At 66.8% G+C, this 18726-nt stretch carries 15 protein-coding genes and 4 pseudogenes; 17 read left to right on the top strand and 2 right to left on the bottom strand.

Going from position 1 to position 18726, the window contains the following annotated elements:
• The 6 genes and pseudogenes from AC1DWT_RS41585 to AC1DWT_RS41560 form a co-directional block, all read left to right on the top strand.
• Nucleotides 1–361 (top strand): annotated as a pseudogene (locus AC1DWT_RS41585) (hypothetical protein); the annotation flags it as partial.
• A 121-nt stretch (nucleotides 362–482) separates the two neighbouring features.
• Complete coding sequence (locus tag AC1DWT_RS41580) at nucleotides 483–1394, top strand: C39 family peptidase (RefSeq protein WP_477925167.1); 912 nt, start codon at nucleotides 483–485, stop codon at nucleotides 1392–1394.
• Nucleotides 1395–1560: 166 nt separating this feature from the next.
• Nucleotides 1561–1986: a hypothetical protein gene (locus AC1DWT_RS41575; protein ID WP_477925165.1), complete on the top strand. Its 426-nt coding sequence runs from the start codon at nucleotides 1561–1563 to the stop codon at nucleotides 1984–1986.
• A 141-nt stretch (nucleotides 1987–2127) separates the two neighbouring features.
• The gene (locus AC1DWT_RS41570; RefSeq protein WP_477925163.1) at nucleotides 2128–2670 is read left to right on the top strand and encodes an RNA polymerase sigma factor; all 543 of its coding nucleotides are present in this window, start codon (nucleotides 2128–2130) and stop codon (nucleotides 2668–2670) included.
• Nucleotides 2671–2753: 83 nt separating this feature from the next.
• Nucleotides 2754–3824, top strand: coding sequence for a PDDEXK nuclease domain-containing protein (locus AC1DWT_RS41565; protein ID WP_477925161.1), 1071 nt, complete (start codon nucleotides 2754–2756; stop codon nucleotides 3822–3824).
• A gap of 329 nt (nucleotides 3825–4153) precedes the next feature.
• Complete coding sequence (locus tag AC1DWT_RS41560; RefSeq protein WP_477925159.1) at nucleotides 4154–5455, top strand: ribbon-helix-helix protein, CopG family; 1302 nt, start codon at nucleotides 4154–4156, stop codon at nucleotides 5453–5455.
• Between the two features lie 191 nt (nucleotides 5456–5646).
• Here AC1DWT_RS41560 and AC1DWT_RS41555 read toward each other — a convergent pair whose 3' ends face one another.
• Nucleotides 5647–6573 carry a PaaX family transcriptional regulator gene (locus tag AC1DWT_RS41555; RefSeq protein WP_477925157.1) on the bottom strand — a complete coding sequence of 309 codons (927 nt, stop codon included), beginning with the start codon at nucleotides 6571–6573 and terminating at the stop codon, nucleotides 5647–5649.
• A gap of 241 nt (nucleotides 6574–6814) precedes the next feature.
• Here AC1DWT_RS41555 and AC1DWT_RS41550 point away from each other — a divergent pair, with 241 nt between their 5' ends.
• From AC1DWT_RS41550 to AC1DWT_RS41510, 9 genes are all read left to right on the top strand, one after another.
• Complete coding sequence (locus AC1DWT_RS41550) at nucleotides 6815–7657, top strand: PaaX family transcriptional regulator (RefSeq protein ID WP_477925155.1); 843 nt, start codon at nucleotides 6815–6817, stop codon at nucleotides 7655–7657.
• Nucleotides 7658–7784: 127 nt separating this feature from the next.
• Nucleotides 7785–8702 (top strand): transporter substrate-binding domain-containing protein, encoded by a 918-nt coding sequence (locus tag AC1DWT_RS41545; RefSeq protein ID WP_477925153.1) that lies wholly within the window; start codon nucleotides 7785–7787, stop codon nucleotides 8700–8702.
• Nucleotides 8703–8749: 47 nt separating this feature from the next.
• The gene (locus tag AC1DWT_RS41540; protein ID WP_477925151.1) at nucleotides 8750–9685 is read left to right on the top strand and encodes an amino acid ABC transporter permease; all 936 of its coding nucleotides are present in this window, start codon (nucleotides 8750–8752) and stop codon (nucleotides 9683–9685) included.
• A complete protein-coding gene (locus tag AC1DWT_RS41535; protein ID WP_477925149.1) occupies nucleotides 9682–10503 on the top strand; it encodes an amino acid ABC transporter ATP-binding protein in 822 nt (273 codons plus the stop codon). The genes AC1DWT_RS41540 and AC1DWT_RS41535 overlap by 4 nt, the downstream gene beginning before the upstream one ends.
• Nucleotides 10500–11654 carry a CapA family protein gene (locus tag AC1DWT_RS41530; protein WP_477925147.1) on the top strand — a complete coding sequence of 385 codons (1155 nt, stop codon included), beginning with the start codon at nucleotides 10500–10502 and terminating at the stop codon, nucleotides 11652–11654. The genes AC1DWT_RS41535 and AC1DWT_RS41530 overlap by 4 nt, the downstream gene beginning before the upstream one ends.
• Nucleotides 11654–12892 (top strand): CaiB/BaiF CoA transferase family protein, encoded by a 1239-nt coding sequence (locus AC1DWT_RS41525; protein WP_477925145.1) that lies wholly within the window; start codon nucleotides 11654–11656, stop codon nucleotides 12890–12892. Before AC1DWT_RS41530 ends, AC1DWT_RS41525 begins: the two co-directional genes overlap by 1 nt.
• 2 nt (nucleotides 12893–12894) lie before the next feature.
• The gene (locus AC1DWT_RS41520; RefSeq protein ID WP_477925143.1) at nucleotides 12895–14037 is read left to right on the top strand and encodes a 2-hydroxyacyl-CoA dehydratase; all 1143 of its coding nucleotides are present in this window, start codon (nucleotides 12895–12897) and stop codon (nucleotides 14035–14037) included.
• Entirely contained in the window at nucleotides 14034–15296 is a 1263-nt protein-coding gene (locus tag AC1DWT_RS41515; RefSeq protein ID WP_477925141.1) for a 2-hydroxyacyl-CoA dehydratase, read from the top strand. Before AC1DWT_RS41520 ends, AC1DWT_RS41515 begins: the two co-directional genes overlap by 4 nt.
• 7 nt (nucleotides 15297–15303) lie before the next feature.
• The gene (locus AC1DWT_RS41510; protein ID WP_477925139.1) at nucleotides 15304–16539 is read left to right on the top strand and encodes an MFS transporter; all 1236 of its coding nucleotides are present in this window, start codon (nucleotides 15304–15306) and stop codon (nucleotides 16537–16539) included.
• Between the two features lie 337 nt (nucleotides 16540–16876).
• Here the strand turns inward: AC1DWT_RS41510 and AC1DWT_RS41505 are convergent.
• Nucleotides 16877–17184: pseudogene (locus AC1DWT_RS41505) on the bottom strand (transposase); the annotation flags it as partial.
• A 182-nt stretch (nucleotides 17185–17366) separates the two neighbouring features.
• On the opposite strand from AC1DWT_RS41505, the pseudogene AC1DWT_RS41500 reads away from it, so the two are divergent.
• Together AC1DWT_RS41500 and AC1DWT_RS41495 are read left to right on the top strand one after the other, a co-directional pair.
• A pseudogene (locus AC1DWT_RS41500) lies at nucleotides 17367–17552 on the top strand (IS1634 family transposase); the annotation flags it as partial.
• Between the two features lie 204 nt (nucleotides 17553–17756).
• Nucleotides 17757–17978 (top strand): annotated as a pseudogene (locus AC1DWT_RS41495) (IS1634 family transposase); the annotation flags it as partial.
• Nucleotides 17979–18726: the final 748 nt, after the last annotated feature.

Below are 18726 nucleotides of genomic sequence, written 5' to 3'. Positions count from 1 at the left end.
CATCGAGGACGGCCGGATCACCGACTCCCGGCTCGACACCACCGCCGACGGCAACCCGGACGTGCACCTGATCGACAGCAACGGCGACGGCCGCTTCGACACCGCCCTCCTCGACACCGACCTCGACTCCATCACCAACGACACCCTGGTCGACACCAACGGTGACGGCACCTTCGACCTGCGCACCGCCGACACCGACAACGACGGCACCCAGGAATCCTTCGACACCGCCACCGACGGGCACCTCGGATCGATCGAGCAGTTCGAAGCCCTCATCCCCGCCGAGGACCACTACCACGAGCAGGCCGGAACGTACCTGGCCGAGCCGCCGGCCGACCCGACGGCCACCGACCTGGCCTGACTCCCGCATCGGGGCGCCGTGCCGTCGGCACCCACCAGCCTGCCGCTGGGCGGATGGGTGCAGGGCACCTCGCCGCCCACGATTTACGTTGCGGCCGAACCACACACCGGGAGAGCACCGAATGGACGACATCGCCGCGGATCTGGACGCAGCAGCCTGGTCCGCCATCCCACCCGACGACGCCTACCTCGGCGAACCGGGTCCGATCGACGAGATTATCGACGCGATCCCCGAACCGGTCGACGACGACCCGTTCGCGGTCATCGCGGACGGGCCGGGACCGGTGGATCTGTCCGTCATCGACCTGAGCGCACTCGACCCGGACCCCGCCGAACCCCCGACGCCGCAGGACGCGCCCGAACCGGCGGCCGAGCAGGGCACCACCCCGGAGTCCCCGATCGACGGAACGGGCGAGGACGGCATGTACGGGGACCCGGTGGAATGGTCGGTGAACTGGTTCTTCCAACAGGTCGACGGCTACTGCGGGCCATCGAGCGCCGCGCAGGTGATCGCCCAGTACACCGGCGTCGTCATCGACGACCCCCAACAGTTGGTGGACCGGGCCCTTGAACTCGGACTCATGCAGGACGGCGACCCTGCGCAGGGCATGACCTTGCCGAACCTCGAGATCCTCCTCGAAGACCAAGGGGTGCCCTGCACCGTGCAGGACGGCTCGATCGACGACCTGAAAACCACGCTCGAGGACGGCTACGGGGTAATCGCGATGGTCGACTCCGGGGAGATCTGGAACCCCGATCAAGAAGCTGGGGAAGACGAGACGGCCGACCACTTCCTCGTCGTCGCCGGCATCGACGAAACCCGCGGCGTGGTCATCCTCTCCGATCCCGGCGCCCCGGACGGCAACCAACTCGAGGTGCCCATCGACCAGTTCGAGGACGCCTGGGCGGACTCGGGTCACAAACTGCTGGTCGCTGACACCCCCGATCCCGACCTGGCCGACCACCCGGACCCGGTGGCGGCGGCGGTGGCCGCACCCGATCGCCGGTGGGCGATGATCGACCTGTCGCGGTAGCCGCTACCAGCCGACCACGCGTGGGGCGTGCACACTGGAGAGGCCACACCGACCCCGGTGACGGTGATCGGAACGATGCCGGCGATCGGCGGGAACCTTTCGCCGCACCGGTGCATCCAACCAGGGTGGGTGTCGGTGGCGGCGCCGACCTACTCGAGGAAACGAGGTGAGAGCAGCAGTGGACGACGACGACTCCGTCCTTGCGGCACTGGGGGTATCGGGTGCGTTGCCGCCCGTGCCCGACGATGTGTGGGCCCGCGCCCTCGAGGTCGCCCTCGATCCCACCACCGCACCCGTCGACGCCGACCTCGTCCCCGAGATGGACGATATCCCGGTCGTGCCCGAGGACGACGAGATCATCTTGCTCGACGACGACGAGGCCGACCTCGACACCGACGCCGATGCTGACGACGGCAACCTCCCAGGCCTGAACCTCGAACCCGACGCCGACGAGGACACGGATTTGCACCGACCCGCCGGGCAGGATCTCGATCTCGGCGACGACAGCGTCGACCCGTCCGCCCTCGGCGCCGAGGACGGGGCCGATCCCGGCATCGACCTCGGCGGGCACCACGACATCGACCCGCTCTGACCAACCAGCACGCCCCCACCACCCCCGGGCCCCGGTCTGGGACCGCATTCCTGGCTCGGGCGGCTGTATGTGACGGCGGGTACGATTCCCTCGGCGCCCGGGGGCGGCAACGACAGTGATCACGGCACGGGGGGACCAGACATGGACGACGCGGACCTGATCGCCGCGTGCCGGGCCGGCGATCACCACGCCTTCGCCGAACTCGTCGGCCGCTACCGCACCAACGCCTGGCACGTGTGCCTGCAGATCACCGGCAACACCCACGACGCCGAAGACGCCCTGCAGGACGCACTCACCGCCGCCTGGCAGAACCTCCCCAAGTTCCGCGGCGACGCCCGCTTCAACACCTGGCTGCACCGCATCGCCGCCAACGCCGCCCTCGCCGTCGTCCGACGCCGCAAGAACACCGACAGCCTCGACGACACCGATGGCGACTACGGCATCGTGCTCGAAGACCCCGCACCCCGATTCGACGAGCAGATCACCACCGTCGACGCGGTCCGCCGCGCCCTGTCCCAACTCCCCGAAGACTTCCGCGTCGCCATCGTGCTCGCCGAGTTCGCCTCCCTGCCCTACGCCGACATCGCCGAACACCAAGGCGTCACCGTGGCGACCGTGAAAACCCGGATCCACCGCGCCCGCAAACAACTGGCCACGCTCCTTACCCCCGCGATCGATCCGTAGGTCGCCTACGCGGGAGCCTCTCGCATGGTTCGGATCGACGGCGCCCCCGCGGTCGTGTCCCCGGCGTACGGGAGGATGGGCGGGTGAGCGATTCTCCACTGCTGCCCGACGACTACCGCGACTTCCTCGATCACCTCAAAACCCAGGTCCGCCAAGCACGGGTCCGGGCCACACGGGTGGTCAACACCGAGTTGCTGCTGCTGTACTGGGACCTCGGCCGCGCGATCCTGGACCGCCAGGCCGCCGAGGGGTGGGGAAGCAAGGTCATCGACCGGCTCGCCGTCGACCTGCGTACGGAGTTCCCCGAGATGCGCGGGTTCTCCCGCAGCAACCTGCATTACATGAGGAAAATCGCCTCGGCATGGCCCCGGAGCGCATTCGTCCAACAAGCTGTTGGACAAATTCCGTGGGGGCACGTGACCGTGCTGATCGACCGTCTCGACGACCAGGCCTCCCGCGACTGGTACGCCGCGGCGGCGTTCGAGCGGGGCTGGTCCCGCAACGTCCTATCCCATCAGATCCGGAACCGACTCGACCAGCGGATCGGGGCAGCACCATCGAACTTCACCGACCACCTGCCCACCGGTGACTCCGACCTGGCGCAGCAACTGGTCCGCGACCCGTACGTCTTCGACTTCCTGGACCTGACCGATAGGGTCGCCGAGCGTGAGCTCGAGGCGGCGCTGATGGCCCGGTTGGARCGGTTSCTGCTCGARCTCGGGCACGGCTTCGCGTTCGTCGGCCGGCAGTACCACTTCGACGTCGACGGYGACGACTTCTACATCGACCTGCTGTTCTTCAACTGGATCCAGGCCCGCTTCGTCGTMGTCGAGCTGAAGGTCGGCCGGTTCGAACCCGAGTACGTCGGCAAGCTCGGCTTTTACGTCTCCTGGATCGACGACAACCTGCGCGACCACAACAAGCACGCACCGACCATCGGGATCCTGCTGTGCGCCGGACGAAACGACAACGTCGTCCGCTACTCCCTGGCCGGAACCACCGCACCGTTGGCGGTCGCCGACTACACCTACGACACCCTGCCCGCACCCGTGAGGGAACTCGTCCCCACCGACGATGAACTCGCCTCCGCAGTGGGGGAGACCCTCACCCACCTGGCGGAGTCCCCGACCGCACGCGCCGACACCGATCAGTGACCCCCATGACATCGGTCCACCCCGGGCAGATCCATTGATATCGAAATCAACTACCCCGCAGGCAATCTGCGGCGCACGGTGACTGAGTGGCGAGAAGTGTATCGGGCACCATACTCTGCCCATTGTCGCCGAACAATCAACGGCCCGCGGTGTCGCCCGATCGATCAGACGCCCGCGCCGCACCATAGATCCACTCCCTCGGATACCGGGGCACCACACTTCGCAGCGACAGGCTCACCCGGCTCACGATGACCGCTGCAGCGCGCAGCGCGGTCAATGCCATGGGGTGCGAATCGACGTCCCCGGGAGTACCGGAACAATGACCGCTGATGAGCGAGACGAACATGGGCCGCGTACCGGTGGGGGAGCCGATCCCGCTCCGGTTCGATCCGACGACCAAACAACGCCTCGAGGAGTACGCCGACGGCATCGGGCCCCGCCGCTTCGGGGCGCTGGTGCGGGTGGCAGCCCGGCGACTTCTCGCCGACCCCGACCGGGTGCCGCAGGCCCTGGACCAGGCCCGCCGGGCGTCCGCCGACGCCCGCCGCATCCCGTGGGCGGAGCGACCTCTGGACCTCGACCCCGCCACCAGCACACGCCTCAATGAACTCGCCCGCGAGTTGCACACCGACCGGAGCGCGATCGTCCGCGTTGCTCTGCACCGCTTCCTCACCGCGGCGGGACGGTTCCGGCAACCGGTGCTCCGCGAAGACGCCCGCACCGATCTCACGTCCAGCATCCGCGTGTACGTCAACCGCTCCACCCTCGACCGACTCGACCGGCTCATCGGCCGCAACGGTGACGCCCTTACCGCCGCGGCGATCCGGGTGGCGGTGCGCCGTCTCCTCGATGATCCGGGTGATCTCGCTGCTGACCTGGGCACGATCGGTGCCGCCCGGGACCTGGCCCCGGAGACCCTCGGCCCGCGTACGAACGTGCACTTCGACGACGACCTGCGCGACCAGCTCGACGCCCTCGCCGAACGGCTCGACTCGAACCGCGCCGAACTCATGCGCCTGGCCGCCCGCCAGCTGCTGGCGAATCCGCGTGACCTCGAGGAGGCGGTGACCGAGGAGATCTACCGCGGGGACGCCAACCGGGCCAGGCTCCTCGCCCGCAACACCCGCCGCCAGCAGACCGCGGCCGCCAAACTACCCGCCCACACGCCCCTTCGGGCGCCGAGCCCGCAGGGGAACCCGTTCGGGAAACGGCACGTCTTCCGGTTCGGCGAGGACACCAAACGCCGACTGGAGGAGATGGCGGACGAGTACGGTCCCCGCCGGATGTCCGCGCTGCTCCGGGTCGGGATCCGCCACCTCATCGGCTATCCGCACGCTGATGTCGATCTTGCACAGGCCCGCCGCGTCGCCGCCCCGCCGCGCACGGCCCGGGTCGACGTCGCCCTCGACGACGAACTCCTCGCGCACCTCGACGCCCTCGCCGACCGGCTCGGCTCGAACCGCCAGGAGCTGGTGTCTCTGGCCGCCACACGCATCCTCCACTTCCACGGCAACATCGAGAACCGGATGCTCGACGAGATGTTCCGCGCCCCGAACAGCCGGAAGCATCTGCTGGCCAGACATGCGCGCCGCGAGAGAACCCGGCGGAAAGGCCGGGACGACACTGTGTGACCTGCGAGCATGGTTTGTGGGTCGGGCCCGCACCACCATAGGGCTAATGCCTCGGCTTCTGCGTCTCGCTCTCGTCGCATCGACGGCGGCCGCCGCCCTGTCCTTGTCTGCGGCGCCCGCACACGCCTCACTGACCGCTCCGAGTGGACGCCTATGGAAGCAAGGTCATTGCCGCCTTTGGATCCGGTGTGTCATTTGTGTCCAGCCGCCGGGTGGTCACCGAGGGGGTGCGCGCCGCGACGGAGATCGGTACTCGTGCGGTGCACGGCGAGGTCGGCGAGTTCGGGCGCGTGACGTTTTACGATCTCCCGCATTCGCGTTTCCGCGAGCGGACCGAGGCTGTCGTAGATGTCGATGAAGCTGCGCCGTGCATTGTCGCGTGGCCACGGCCGGGGCAAGATCTCGGCCGGGAGATCGGGGTCGATGTCGAGGAAGCTTCGCCACCGCGCCATTACCTTCGTTCGGATGATCAACGCCTCGGCAGGGGTGATCCGCTGGATCCGGGCGTGTAACTGTGCGGCGTCGTCGACGAAGCTGTCGTACTCCCGCGCGAGGGCGTGCAGGTCCCACGCGCCGACGGGGTTGCCGTCCAGGGCGTCGTACTCCGTTATCTGGGCCCGACTGACCGTCGCGCGCTCGACGCCGACGGCTGCCAGCGTCGTGCACGCGTCCTGGGTGAGGTCCCACGGTGAGACCCAGACACCGTCGTAGAGAGGGCCGAGGCCGAGGGTTCGCATCCGTGTGCGGAGGATTCGTCGGAGCTCACGCTGCTCCTCCGGCACGGAGAACATGACGAACGTCCACAGGCCGTCCCACGCGCGGTCTCCTGCGCCGAAGCGGAAGATGCGGGTGAGCCGTCTCATCGCCAGGTCCTCGGTCTTGGGTGGGACGCCGTAGAAGGTGGTCCTGCCGACTTTCGAGACGGTGACGAGGTCGCGCGCGGCAAGGCGACGGATCGCGGCGCGAGCAGCAGGTTCTGCCAGCCCGAATTCGGCGAGCAGGTCGACCAACACGCGCGACGGCAACGGCTCGCGGCGCCAGAACCAGTAGTCGCCGAGCAGGGCGGTCAGGAGTCGCTGGGAATTTTGGTACTGCGGCCGCGTAGAGCTGTCACTCACTGTCACAGAGTAGCGGTGGGCTTCAGGGACTCCGGTCAGCGCAATAACGCCCTGGAGAAAAGAAATGCAAAACAATGTCCGTTCGGTGTATGGTTTGTCGCACATTGAGAAGAAGGAGTCGATCGCGCAGCTACCGCTTGGTGGGATTGGCCCAACCCATGAGCCCGACGGGTGGAGCGCATGGGCGTTCTTCCGCGCGCCGTGATGACTTTCCGTGGCGATGCGGAGTATTGTCATTTCCATGACGAGCGCAATGGATCTGCATGATGACTCTGCCGCTGGAGTGAAGGCGCAGAGCGTTCTGCTGACGGTCCTCGGACGCTACGTCCTTGGCCGCGACGTCCTTGTCGGCACGTCGAGCGTCCTCGATGTCCTGACGTCGGTGGGCGTCGGCGAACATGCCACACGCTCCGCGCTCGACCGGATGGTCAAGCGCGGACTACTGACGAAGTGCCGGCACGGGCGACACTCGTACGTCGGACTCACCTCACGCGCGGAAGCGATCTTGCAGGACGGTCACGTTCGAATCTGGCGCACCGGAGCCGTCGGAAACGACTGGGACGGAACGTGGACCCTCCTCAGCTTCAGTTTCCCTGATTCCTGGCAGAAGCAGCGCCACGAACTCCGGGCGCGCCTGCAGTGGGCGGGATTCGGGTCCTTACAAGGGGGACTGTGGATTTCGCCGTCCACACGTGACGTCACCGACATCCTCGACGGGGTCGAGGGTGGCGACAAGGTGCGCGTGTTCTACAGCCGGGCCGAGTCCGGAATGGATGTGCCCGCGATGCTGCGCGACGCCTGGGACATCGCGGGAATCGCCGATCGCTATACGCAGTTCCTCGACCGGTGGAGCGATCCGGACAGTCGTTCGGGCGGCGCGTTGGCCACACAGTTGGTGCTGGTCACCGAGTGGCTCGAGGTGATTCGGCAGGACCCCCGATTGCCGCTCGAGCACCTTCCCGCGGACTGGCCCGCGGCACCGGCGCAGCGCCAGTTCCGTGGGCTGCACGACCAGCTCGACCCGGTGGCCCGGATGGAGGCCGGGGACCGCCTCGATATGCGCGCCGCGAACTCGGCGATTTAGCAACTTTCGTCAAATGATTGACGGAAGTCGAGTATTAAACTAACTTCATCCCTGTTGCACGCGTCACTCTCCGGCTTCAGGGACTTGTTTGGGTCTCGGGGCCTCTCGACCATCAAGTGAGGGACCAATGAGGCTCACTCGTTCGAAAACCTTCTGCACCGCCGTCGCCTTGTCGGCGCTGGCACTGGCTGGTTGTACGTCGATCGATCAGAAGACCGCCGACACCGAGAAGTTGTCAGGCCCGGGTGCCAACGCCGGCGTCCTGTACGACCAACTGCCCCAGGCGATCAAGGACAAGGGGGAGATCGTCTTCGCCGGCGACTCGCACCCGCCGTACCGGACCGTCGGACCAGACGGCCAAACGGTCACCGGGATGGACCCCGACGTCCAGCAGGCGCTGTCGGGAGTGCTGGGAGTTCCCGTGCGGACGGAGATCACCAGCGGTCTTCCCGCCATGCTGTCCGGGATGCTCGCCGGCCGGTATGACGCCTTCAACGGCCCTGTGAAGGCGACACCGGACCGGCTCGCACAATTCGACGGTGTCCAATGGTTGACCAGCCGCACCTCCTACCTCATCCCGATGAACGGGGGCATCGACGCAGAGAACGCCGACGCGCTCTGCGGAACCCGGTCCGCAGGGGTCGTCGGATCGATCACCGAGGAACAGGTCCACAAACTGTCCGATTGGTGCGCTGCCAAGGGGCAGCCGGGGGTGGAGTTTGTCGGTCTCGCCGACACCAACGCGACGCTGCTGGCGGTGCAATCCGGCCGGGCCGATTCGGCGGCACTGACACAGAGCGGTGCGATCGATACGGCAGCGGCGCAACCGAACACGTGGCGTACCGTCGCCCAAACCGAGGAACAGGGCGCACTCGCCGACCAGCTCGTTCTCCTGACGCCGAAGACCAATGAACTCGGACCGGTCTTCTACGAGGCGTTCAAGTTGCTGTTCGAGGACGGTCAATACCAAGAGCTGGTGAAGAAGTGGCAGCTCGAGGACATCGCCATTCCCGCTCCGGCTCTCAACCCCACTCCGGCCGCATGAACCCGCGCCTGTCTACCCCCGTCATGTCCGAAGAGCAGGGAAACTCGATGACCGCCCCAGTGTCCGCGGAACCTCACACCGGACCGAAACCCGACGAGACCGACGTCGCCCGGGCCCGCCCACGCCTGCGCCCCGCCCGGTGGATCATCTCGGTGATCCTCCTGGTTCTGGCCGCACAATTCGTCAACTTCGTGGTGACCAACGAACGGTTCGCCTGGGACATCGTCTGGGGCTACCTGTTCTACCCGACGGTGCTGCAGGGTCTGGCGATGTCGGTGTTCATCACCATCGTCGGCATGACGGTCGGATCACTGTTGGGCATCGCCCTCGCGGCCGGCCATGCCAGCGACTTCTGGCCCGTACGAATTGTGTGCCAGGCCTATGTCGGCGTCTTCCGCGGCATTCCGCCGCTGGTGCAGTTGATCTTCTGGTTCAACCTGGCCTACCTACTACCGGAAATTTCCGTGGGAATCCCGTTCGGACCCACGTTCGGGTCGTGGTCGTCGACCGCACTGATCAGTCCGCTCACCGCAGCCCTGATCGGCCTGAGCCTGCACGAGGCCGCGTACATGTCCGAGATCATCCGGTCCGGGCTCGGCGCGGTCGACGCCGGCCAGCGCGACGCCGCACGCGCCATGGGCTTCACCGGGTGGCGGACCTTCTCGCGCATCATCCTGCCGCAGGCCATGCGCGTGATCGTTCCCCCCACCGGAAACCAGTTCATCTCGCTACTCAAAGGCACCTCCCTGGTCTCGGTGATCGCCATGACCGACCTCCTCTTCTCCGTGCAGCTGATCTACAACCGCACTTACCAGGTGGTTCCGCTGCTGCTGGTGGCCTGCATCTGGTACCTGGTCGTCGTCTCGCTGCTCACTTTTATTCAACGCCGACTCGAACGCCGGTACGGCAAGGGTCAGCGCCGTGACGAAGGCGGTACCACCCCCTGGCGCACCACGTTTCTTCGAGGAAGGGCCTCGCGATGACCGACCGAACCACCCCCGTCGTCCGGGTGACAAACCTACGCAAGACCTATCACGGCACGACCGCGCTCGACGGAGTGGCCCTCGATGTGGCCGAAGGTGAGGTCGTGGTGATCCTCGGCCCCTCCGGTTCCGGTAAGTCGACCCTGGTCCGCTGCATCGACCAACTCGAGAAGATCGACGGCGGCGCCATGTACCTCGACGGCGAACTGCTGGGTTTCGCGCAGCGGCACGGAGCCCTGCGCCCACTCACCGACGAACAGGTCGCCCAACAACGACGACGCATGGGAATGGTGTTCCAACAGTTCAACCTCTTCCCGCACTGGACCGTGCTGCGCAATATCACCGAGGCGGCCGTCGCGGTCCACGGATTCTCGCGTGAGGACGCCCGGGTCCGTGCCGAGACCTTGCTCGAGAAGGTCGGACTGCCCGACAAGGCGCAGGCCCACCCTCGGCAACTGTCGGGTGGGCAGCAACAGCGGGTTGCGATCGCGCGGGCGGTGGCCACCCGTCCGCGAGTGCTGCTGTTCGACGAGCCGACCAGCGCACTCGATCCCGAACTGGTCGACGAAGTGCTCGGTGTCATCAAAGATCTCGCCCGAGCCGGGCTGACGATGATCGTTGTCACCCACGAGATGGAGTTCGCTCGCCAGGTCGCCGACCGCTGCGTGTTCATGGTCGCGGGCAAGGTGGTGGAGCAAAACACCACCGAAGAGTTCTTCGAACGCCCCCAAACAGAACGCCTGCAGCGATTCCTGAGCCGATTCACCCAGTCGCAGACAGCAAGCCGTGAGCGTGAACTCGTGAAGGAGTCGCAGTGAGCCAGACCTGCACCGTCATGGCTGTCGGTGACCTCGTCCTCGACGAACCCGACCCCGCCTTCTACTTCGCGCCGAGCGCACACCTGTTCCGGTCGGCAGACGTCGCCATCGGGCACATCGAGGTGCCGCACTCGACCAGCACCGTGCAAGCGAGCACCGACGTGCCGGCACCGCCGGCAGACCCGCAGGCGCTCAAGGCGGTGGCAGCGGCGGGATTCGATGTCGTCACCCTCGCGGGAAACCACTTCTACGACGTCGGTACCGAGGGTGTGCTCGACACCATCACCTACTCGCGCAAGGCCGGCCTGCGGACCGCAGGTGGGGGAGCGAACCTCGCCGTGGCCCGAGAACCGGCCATCACCGAGGCGGCCGGACTGCGCGTCGGGGTACTCAGCTACAACTGCGTCGGACCGCGCGAGTCCTGGGCGGCATCCCAGAAGGCCGGTGCCGCGTACGTGAAGGTACTCACTCACTACGAACTCGACTCCGCCACCCCGGGTGGACCACCGACCGTCTACACGTTCGCGGCACCGGACAGTCTCGCTCAAATGAAGGCGGACATCTCCGCGTTGCGACCCCAGGTCGACATCCTCGTCGTCGCACTGCACAAGGGAATCGGGCATACCCCGGCGGTCCTCGCCGACTACGAGTCCCCAGTGTCCTACACAGCGATCGACGCAGGCGCCGACCTGGTGATCGGGCATCACGCCCACATCATGCGCGGCATCGAGTTCTACCGCGGAAAACCGATCTTCCACGGCCTCGGCAACTTCGTCACGGTCACCCACGCGCTCTCCCCGGTCGGCGGAGACTCCGCCGAACGCCGCGCATGGGCCGCCCGCCGACAGGAAATGTTCGGCTTCAGCCCCGATCCAGCAATGCCGTCCTATCCCTTCCACCCCGAGAGCCGCAACACCGCCGTCGCGACGTGCACTTTCGACGCCGACGGCCTGGTCGCCGCCGGCTTCGTTCCGTGCTGGATCGACGACGACGCGCGACCGGTGCCACTCACCGCCGACGAACCCCGCACCGAGGACGTCGTCGAATACATCGAGACGATCACCCGCGCAGCCGGTTTCGACACCGACTTCCACCGCGACGGTGACCTCGTGATGGTCACCGCACCCACTGCACAGCAAAGGATCCGATAATGGCTCAGCGACCCCTCGACGGAAAGGTCGTCCTCGACCTCACCACCGCACTGGCCGGGCCGTACGCGACTCTGCTCCTCGCCGGTCTCGGTGCCCGCGTGATCAAGATCGAGAACCCCGAGCGCGGCGGCGACGCCGCACGCAACAATTCGCCATACGTCACCCCCGACGGGTTGTCCGTGCAACGCACCAGCGCGGACGACATGTCGGTGTCGATGCTCTCTCGCGGACGCAACAAGGAGTCGATCACCCTCGACCTCAAGAACCCGCACGGCAAACAGGTTTTCCTCGACCTCGCAACGCAGGCGGACATCGTCGTCGAGAACTACAGTGCCGGTGTCACCGCGCGACTGGGAATCGACTACACGGCCATCTCCGCCGCCAACCCCAGGTTGGTCTACACCTCCATCAGCGGGTTCGGCAGTCAGGGCGGCCCCGGCACCGGCAAAGCCATGGACACCATCATCCAAGCGCTCAGCGGCGTGATGATGACCGCGGGCAACCCCGGCGACGCCCCCATCCGCTTCGGTCTACCCATCGGCGACCTCGTCGCGCCCCTGTTCGCCGTCATCGGCACCCTCTCCGCCGTCATCCAGGCCGACAGCACCGGCCGTGGACAGCACGTCGACGTCTCGATGCTCGGTGCACTGACCTCCATGGTCGCCGCAGAACCCTTCGACGCCTTCGAGATGATCGGACTGCCCACCCGCACCGGCGCACTCGTGCCGCGACTCGCCCCGTTCGGCACCTTCGAGGCGGAGGACGGCTACTTCGCCATCTGCGCTCCCACAGACGGATTCGCACACGGAGTCCTCACGGCGATCGGGCGCCCCGACCTGATGACCGATCCCAGATTCGCCCGACGCGACGGCCGCGTCCATAACGCCGACGAACTCCACGCGATGATCGGACAGTGGGCGGCCGACAAGCCCCTCGCGAAGGTGATCACGGACCTCGAAAGCCACGGCGCGCCATGCGCCGAGGTTCGCTCGCCCCGTGACGCGGTGCGCGACCCGATCGTCGTCGAACGCGGTGAGGTGGTACCGCTGACGCACCCCACCTACGGCAATGTGGTCGAGTTGTTCGGGAGCGGGCTGCCGATCACGATGTCCGGCAGCGAGACCACGCTCGACCGTCCCGCGCCCGCCCTCGGTGAGCACACGACCCAGATCCTGGCAGATTTGCTCGGGTACGACGAGTCGCGCATCGCCGACCTCGTCGAGACCAGAGCGCTGTGACCGTGTCCTCCGCATCAGAACGGCTGCGCAGTCACTACGACAGCCGACTCGATCGTGCGCGCACCGCCGCCGCCGACGGGACGGCGGTGATCGGGGTCGTCGGAGCCGACGTGCCGCCCGAGATCCTCGAGACCTGCGGAGCGCTCGCGTACCGGCTGTCCAGCATCGACCGGCCACCTAGCCCCGAAGCCATCACGCTGCTCGGAGGCGCGGTCGACGCGACCGCCTACTCGATCCTCGACCAGATCCTCGCCGGGGACGTCGATTTCCTTCGCGGACTGGTCGTGTCACGAGACAGCCAGGCGTCGCTGCGATTGTTCTACGTGCTACGCGCGCTGGCGGCGCAGGGCCGACCGGCGCCGCCCGTCCATCTGCTCGACGCCCTGCACCTGCGTCGCGAGTCGACCCGCAGATACAACACGAGTCAGATCGGAGCGCTGGCCGCGACCATCGAGCAATGGACAGGTCGGTCGCACACCCTCGCGAATCTTTTCGCAGCACAGGATGTCCGAGCCCGCCTCGGAGGCCGACTGGTCGAGATCCGCGAACGACGGAGATCGGACACTCCGACCGTGTCGGGTGTCGACGCGCTCCGGTTGTACGCGCTCAGCCAGACCGCGGAACCCACCGAGTGCATCGCACTGGCGGAGGGTTTGCTCGCGGACCCGTCGCCGGTCCCGGCGGGGCCGCGCGTGTTCGTCACCGGCAGCACACACGACCACGACCACGCCTATATCGCCCTCGAGTCGGCGGGTGCGCGGTTGGTGGGCGACGACCACAGTTGGGGTGATCCGGTGGCGGACCTGTGGCCGGTGCCGGCGACAGGTGACGACCTCGACCGCGCCCACAGCGCAATCGCATCGCATCGCCTGTATTGCGGGGCGATGGCGCAGACGTCGGGGTTGACCGATCGGGCCGGCTATAGCGCCGAGGGTGTGCGGCGCGCCGCTGCGGATGCGGTCCTGTCCCTCGTCCGCCGCAACGATCCCGCACCGGACTGGGACTTTCCCGCACTGGGCCGGGAACTCGGTGGCGGCGTGCGCACGGAGAAGGTGGCCGGGGGCGCTCGCACCTGGCCGGATGAGGAACTGAGGGAAGCCCTCCAGCGACTGAGCAGGGAAGATTGCGAGGTATCCGCACGATGAGCGCAGCACATACAGCTTCACCGGAGCGTCTGGCCGCGGCGACCGCGGCCACCGCACACCAGAAGGAGTGGTTCGCTCAGATGCGGGCCGAGGTGGCCGCCGGCGCCCCGCTTGCGCTGGTCAACGCGGACGCACCTCAAGAAATCCTGCGCGCGATGGGGATCCCCTACGTGGTCAACCAGTGGTGGGCGTCCGTCGTGGCCGCCAAACGGCTGGGCCCAGCGAGCCTGAACACCATCGCCGAGCTGGGCTATCCGGACGACTCGTACCAGTACGACGCGATCGGACTGGGCTCGATGAACCTCCCGCCCGAGCAGGCGCCCTGGGGTGGGCTGCCCCGACCGGACTTCGTCATCGCCGAGAGCAGTGGGGACGCCACCCGGAAGGTGTTCGACCTGTGGGCGCAGCATCCGGAAACCGAGTTCTTCACGTTCGAGCGATCTTCGGCGACCACTGCACCCGGCAACTGGTGGGACCTCGTCCCGCATCGGTGGGATCAGGCGTACGCTGCCGACCGGCTGGACCTGATGACCGACGAGAATTGGCAACTCGTCGAGTTCCTCACCGACCGCACCGGGTGCACGTTCGACCTCGACCGCCTCGCCGCGGTGATGGATCTGGTCAACGAGCAAGCCGAGTGGAACAGGCGGACACGGGACCTGATCGCGTCCTCCCGCCCCACGCCCGTTTCCGTCAACGACAGCATCCCGGCCGTGATGATCCCGCAGTGGCACCGCGGCAGTGAGTGGGCCCGCGACGCCGCACGCGCGCTCTACCACGAGGTCGAGCAGGCCGTGCACGCTCGCCGAGCAGTGTGCCCGGACGAGCAGGTCCGCCTCATGTGGATCGGACGCGGTCTCTGGTTCGACCTCGGTCTGTACCAGCGGTTCCAGGAGAAGTACGGGGCCGTCTTCGTGTGGTCGATGTACCTGGCCATCGCGGCCGACGGCTACCCGCGCTACGGGGACAACCCGATGCGGACCCTCGCGGCCCGGTTCGTCGGGTTCACCGACCAGCTCTACACACCGCCGTGGTCGTCGCAGTGGTACGTGAAGGAGGCGCTCGCCCATGGAGTCGATGCGGTCGTCCACCTCGTGGCCGACGACGTGCCCGGGGGGACCTTCACCACCGCGGCGCTCGAGCAAGCCGGAATTCCCGTACTCGAAATCAATGCCAGTAACGCGGATTCGCGCGGCGACACGGCGACGGTAGTCGAGAACGCGATCGGCGACTTTCTCGAGAGGAGAGTTCTCGGCTGAGACCCCGATGCCTTCCGTTGTCCTGCGTCCGCTCCGTCGGCGCAACTTCGTCCTCTATTTCAGCGGCCAGATCGCGTCCAACACCGGTGTCTGGTTCCAGAACCTGGCGTTGAGCCTGTGGATTGTCGAGGAAACCGAGAGCGCCCGCGCACTCGCCCTCGTCACGGTATGCCAGTTCGCGCCGATCCTGCTGCTATCCGCGGTCGCCGGTGCTGCCGCGGACACGTTCCGTCCCCGGTCAATCCTGTTCGTCACCGCGGCACTGTCCTCGCTCGCCGCGGCGATGCTAGCCCTTGCGGCGAGCTCCGGCGTCGACAACCTTCCCGTCTTGCTCGCGATCGTCGCGTTCTCTGGGGTGGTGCAGGCCTTCGACCGCACGACGGGCCAGGCATTCCTGTTCGAACTCGTCGGAGCACGTGAACTCGGGGTGGCGGTATCGCTCAATACCGTTGCCCTGTCGGCGGCCCGATCGATCGGCCCGGGCATCGCCGGCATCGCCTACGCAGTGGCCGGTCCGGCCACCTGTTTCGGCATCAACGCCGCGACCTACGGATTCGTGATCGTGGCGTTGTGTTCGATGAACGCGAATCGGTTCGTGGCGCGTCCCGTGCGACCGGCCGACTCGGACGGAGCGCGGAGTGCCATCGGCACATTACTGGCCGACCGGACGCTGCGGAGGCTGTTCGCGACCAACATTGCGGTGACAGTGCTGGCGATGAACTTCATGGTGGTCGTCACGGCGATGGTCACCATCAGCCTCGGCGCCGGTGCCCCGCAGCTCGGTGCCGCACACGCACTCAACGCGGTCGGCGCGGTCGTGGGTGGACTCGTCGTCTCGACTCTGTCCCCGGTGGGTCCGCGCGTAGTCGCGCTCGCCACCACGATCCTCGGCGGAGCATTGGCCTGCGCCGCTCTTTCGTCGAATATTGTTGTTTTCCTAGTTGTTTCACCAATACTCGGTTTAGGGTTGGGTTCGTTCCAAAGCTCGATGGGCAGCACCGTGCAAACCCTGAGCCCATCCCATCTACTCGGCCGGTCCTCGGCGCTGCTGACCATGAGCAGTGTCGGCATCGCCCCCATCGGGGCGATCATCGCCGGATCGATCATCGACGGTGCCTCCGCGCGCTGGGCGATGGCCGTCGGAACGCTCGCCTGCCTGGTGTGCGGTGCGGTCGTCGCGCGCACATCCCGCATTACCCGTCCATGCTTTCACACAGAACAAAAGCGTCCTGCCTGTAGCTGACATTCGGCCGGCTGGACGCGTCCCCGCAACATCCTCGGAGGAATGATGTCGAGAATCCGCTGGCTCCTCGCTGGTTTGATCGCAGTTGCCGTCGTGGCCTGGCCTGGCCGTCGTCGTGCCCAAAATAGGTGAAAGTGACTAAATTGCAGCAGATTTCGCCGCCTACGGCCCATCCCCGCAGTTCACCGAACGTACCACCGAAACGTTCCATGTCCCGATGAGCGACGGCCCCCGTCTGGCGGTGTTGTTGCACCGACCCGCCGAGAACACCAGCCCGCGAGCCGGGGCAGCGAAATAGCGAGCGAATCCCACCGGACCTCTCCAGGATGACATTGATGCGAAATACGCAGCTGCCCGGCGCAGAATCTCGCGTTCGAACTGCCATTCCTTCTCCGCACCGCGCAGCCGAGCATTCTCCGCGCGCAGCCGCGCGAGCTCGTCCGCCTCGGTCCCGTCGGCGCCGGTACTGCGGTCCTGCGACCGCCCGTTCCGGGCGGTGTCCTTACGGACCCACGTCCGTAGCGTCTCGCCRCTGATGCCCACATCCGCGGCCACCGCCGCGTACGTGCGTTTGCCGTCGGCCGCGCGGTACAGCGCGACCGCGTCTTTCCGGAATTCCTCCGTGTACAGAGACTGGCGTCCCACCTCGACATCCCTCCTGGCTCTCCCAGAACCATTGTCCGGGGTGTCCACTCCAAGGGGGCAACCTCAGTCGGGCGTTCCCCCCGAGATGTGGACACCAATTCCTATGCAGCGGTGGCCAGCGTAGCCGATCGCTGCTCGAACTCGATCGGACAGGCAGTTCCAGCCCCGGCACGACATCGCCGGGTGTCGAGATGGTCGTCGCCGCGGACGCCGGCATGCTATCGGCCGGCAACCTCAAGGACCGCGACGATACCGGCCTGAAGTTCATCGTCGGCTCCCGTGTTACCAGGGCTGATTTGGCGAACCATTTCCATTGGAACGGTGACGTTTTCACCGACGATCAGATCATCGACACCGTCACCCCGAGGCCCGCGCTCGCGCGTCGCTCAACGACACGCTCACCACCCAGGCTCGCCGAGGAGGCAACGAGGCGCCGTCGGGGTAGCCCCCCGGCGGCGCCTCACCATGCCCTCTTGACAAACTTCTCTACATAGCAGATGTAGCCACGAGGAGCCGGTTCTCGGCTCCGTGGGGCTCTGCCTCTTTCGAGCGGTGGCTGCGGAACCAACGGTCGAAGCACCGTCAACGACGTCAAGATGCGGGCCGAACCAGCCTGGGATGCGGCCCGGCACCCGAGTTCCTGGCGGGCGGTGTGGCAGTACTCGAAGAATCGCGACAACCAGACGCTGAACGCCCAGGAGGCCCGCGCCCGCGACGTTGTCGACGGTGGAAAGCCTCCGAAGTCGACGCGGTTCGTCAGGACCACCGCCAAGGGCCGCAGGCTCGACACCTCGGTCGGGGTCGGGACCGGGTTACGCACCCGATCTGTTGTGGCACGAAAAGTACTGTGCGAGATGATTGTTCGGTATTTAGCCTGCACACTCGCGCCGTCTTCGCCGGATGGGAGCCGGCGACAGATCGAATCTCTGAGGTGCGGCCGGAAGCTGCCGCATCCACAGCAGTGGCACGTGGGTGCGTTGATGCCTGGGCTCGACGTCGGTGAGACCGGGAGGACTTCGGATGCTCCACCTGTGCCGGCTGGCAGGGGCGGTGCAGGGTCTGTGTTGTCCAGGGTAGTGGACGTTCGGTTTCGGTTCAGGACCGCTAACGCGGATTCCCGCAAGGTCGTCATGGGCGATCAGGCTGGCGTTGGCTGGGATCGGGTAGTGCCCGATTGGCTTTGTCTCTCTGCGGCTTCGGCTTCTGAGGTAATTACTTCCAGCACCGGCTGGGGTAGGTTTCGCTGCCTGTCGCAGCCTGTATCCGTATCACGTTGTGCAACCGACGGCAGCGAGAGCCGCAGTGCATCCGAACAAATCACAACCCTGTAAGTAGCTTCCGCTTCGCTGGGCGGGTCGCCTTGACCCGCCCCGACCAGACTGTTCTAGTACAAGGGTGGAACAGGCAGCGGAATCGACCCCAGCTGGGGCCGCTCGGCCCGGTGGTGAGTTCTTCGCTGCCCCGACCGAGGTGAACCACCGCCGTTACGAGGCGCTGCGCGCCTACCTGTTCGAAGGTGCCTCGGCCGCACAGGCTGCCGCC

The organism is Rhodococcus sp. P4_B6 (genome assembly GCF_056402215.1).
Note: the sequence above shows the minus strand (reverse complement) of the source record. Positions and strands in the feature narration are given on the sequence as shown.

Coding starts and splice junctions, on each gene's coding strand:
- AC1DWT_RS41580 (WP_477925167.1), top strand. CDS start 483: ATGGACGACATCGCCGCGGATCTGGACGCAGCAGCCTGGTCCGCCATC.
- AC1DWT_RS41535 (WP_477925149.1), top strand. CDS start 9,682: ATGACCGACCGAACCACCCCCGTCGTCCGGGTGACAAACCTACGCAAG.
- AC1DWT_RS41540 (WP_477925151.1), top strand. CDS start 8,750: ATGACCGCCCCAGTGTCCGCGGAACCTCACACCGGACCGAAACCCGAC.
- AC1DWT_RS41545 (WP_477925153.1), top strand. CDS start 7,785: ATGAGGCTCACTCGTTCGAAAACCTTCTGCACCGCCGTCGCCTTGTCG.
- AC1DWT_RS41510 (WP_477925139.1), top strand. CDS start 15,304: ATGCCTTCCGTTGTCCTGCGTCCGCTCCGTCGGCGCAACTTCGTCCTC.
- AC1DWT_RS41570 (WP_477925163.1), top strand. CDS start 2,128: ATGGACGACGCGGACCTGATCGCCGCGTGCCGGGCCGGCGATCACCAC.
- AC1DWT_RS41525 (WP_477925145.1), top strand. CDS start 11,654: ATGGCTCAGCGACCCCTCGACGGAAAGGTCGTCCTCGACCTCACCACC.
- AC1DWT_RS41550 (WP_477925155.1), top strand. CDS start 6,815: ATGACGAGCGCAATGGATCTGCATGATGACTCTGCCGCTGGAGTGAAG.
- AC1DWT_RS41560 (WP_477925159.1), top strand. CDS start 4,154: ATGAGCGAGACGAACATGGGCCGCGTACCGGTGGGGGAGCCGATCCCG.
- AC1DWT_RS41515 (WP_477925141.1), top strand. CDS start 14,034: ATGAGCGCAGCACATACAGCTTCACCGGAGCGTCTGGCCGCGGCGACC.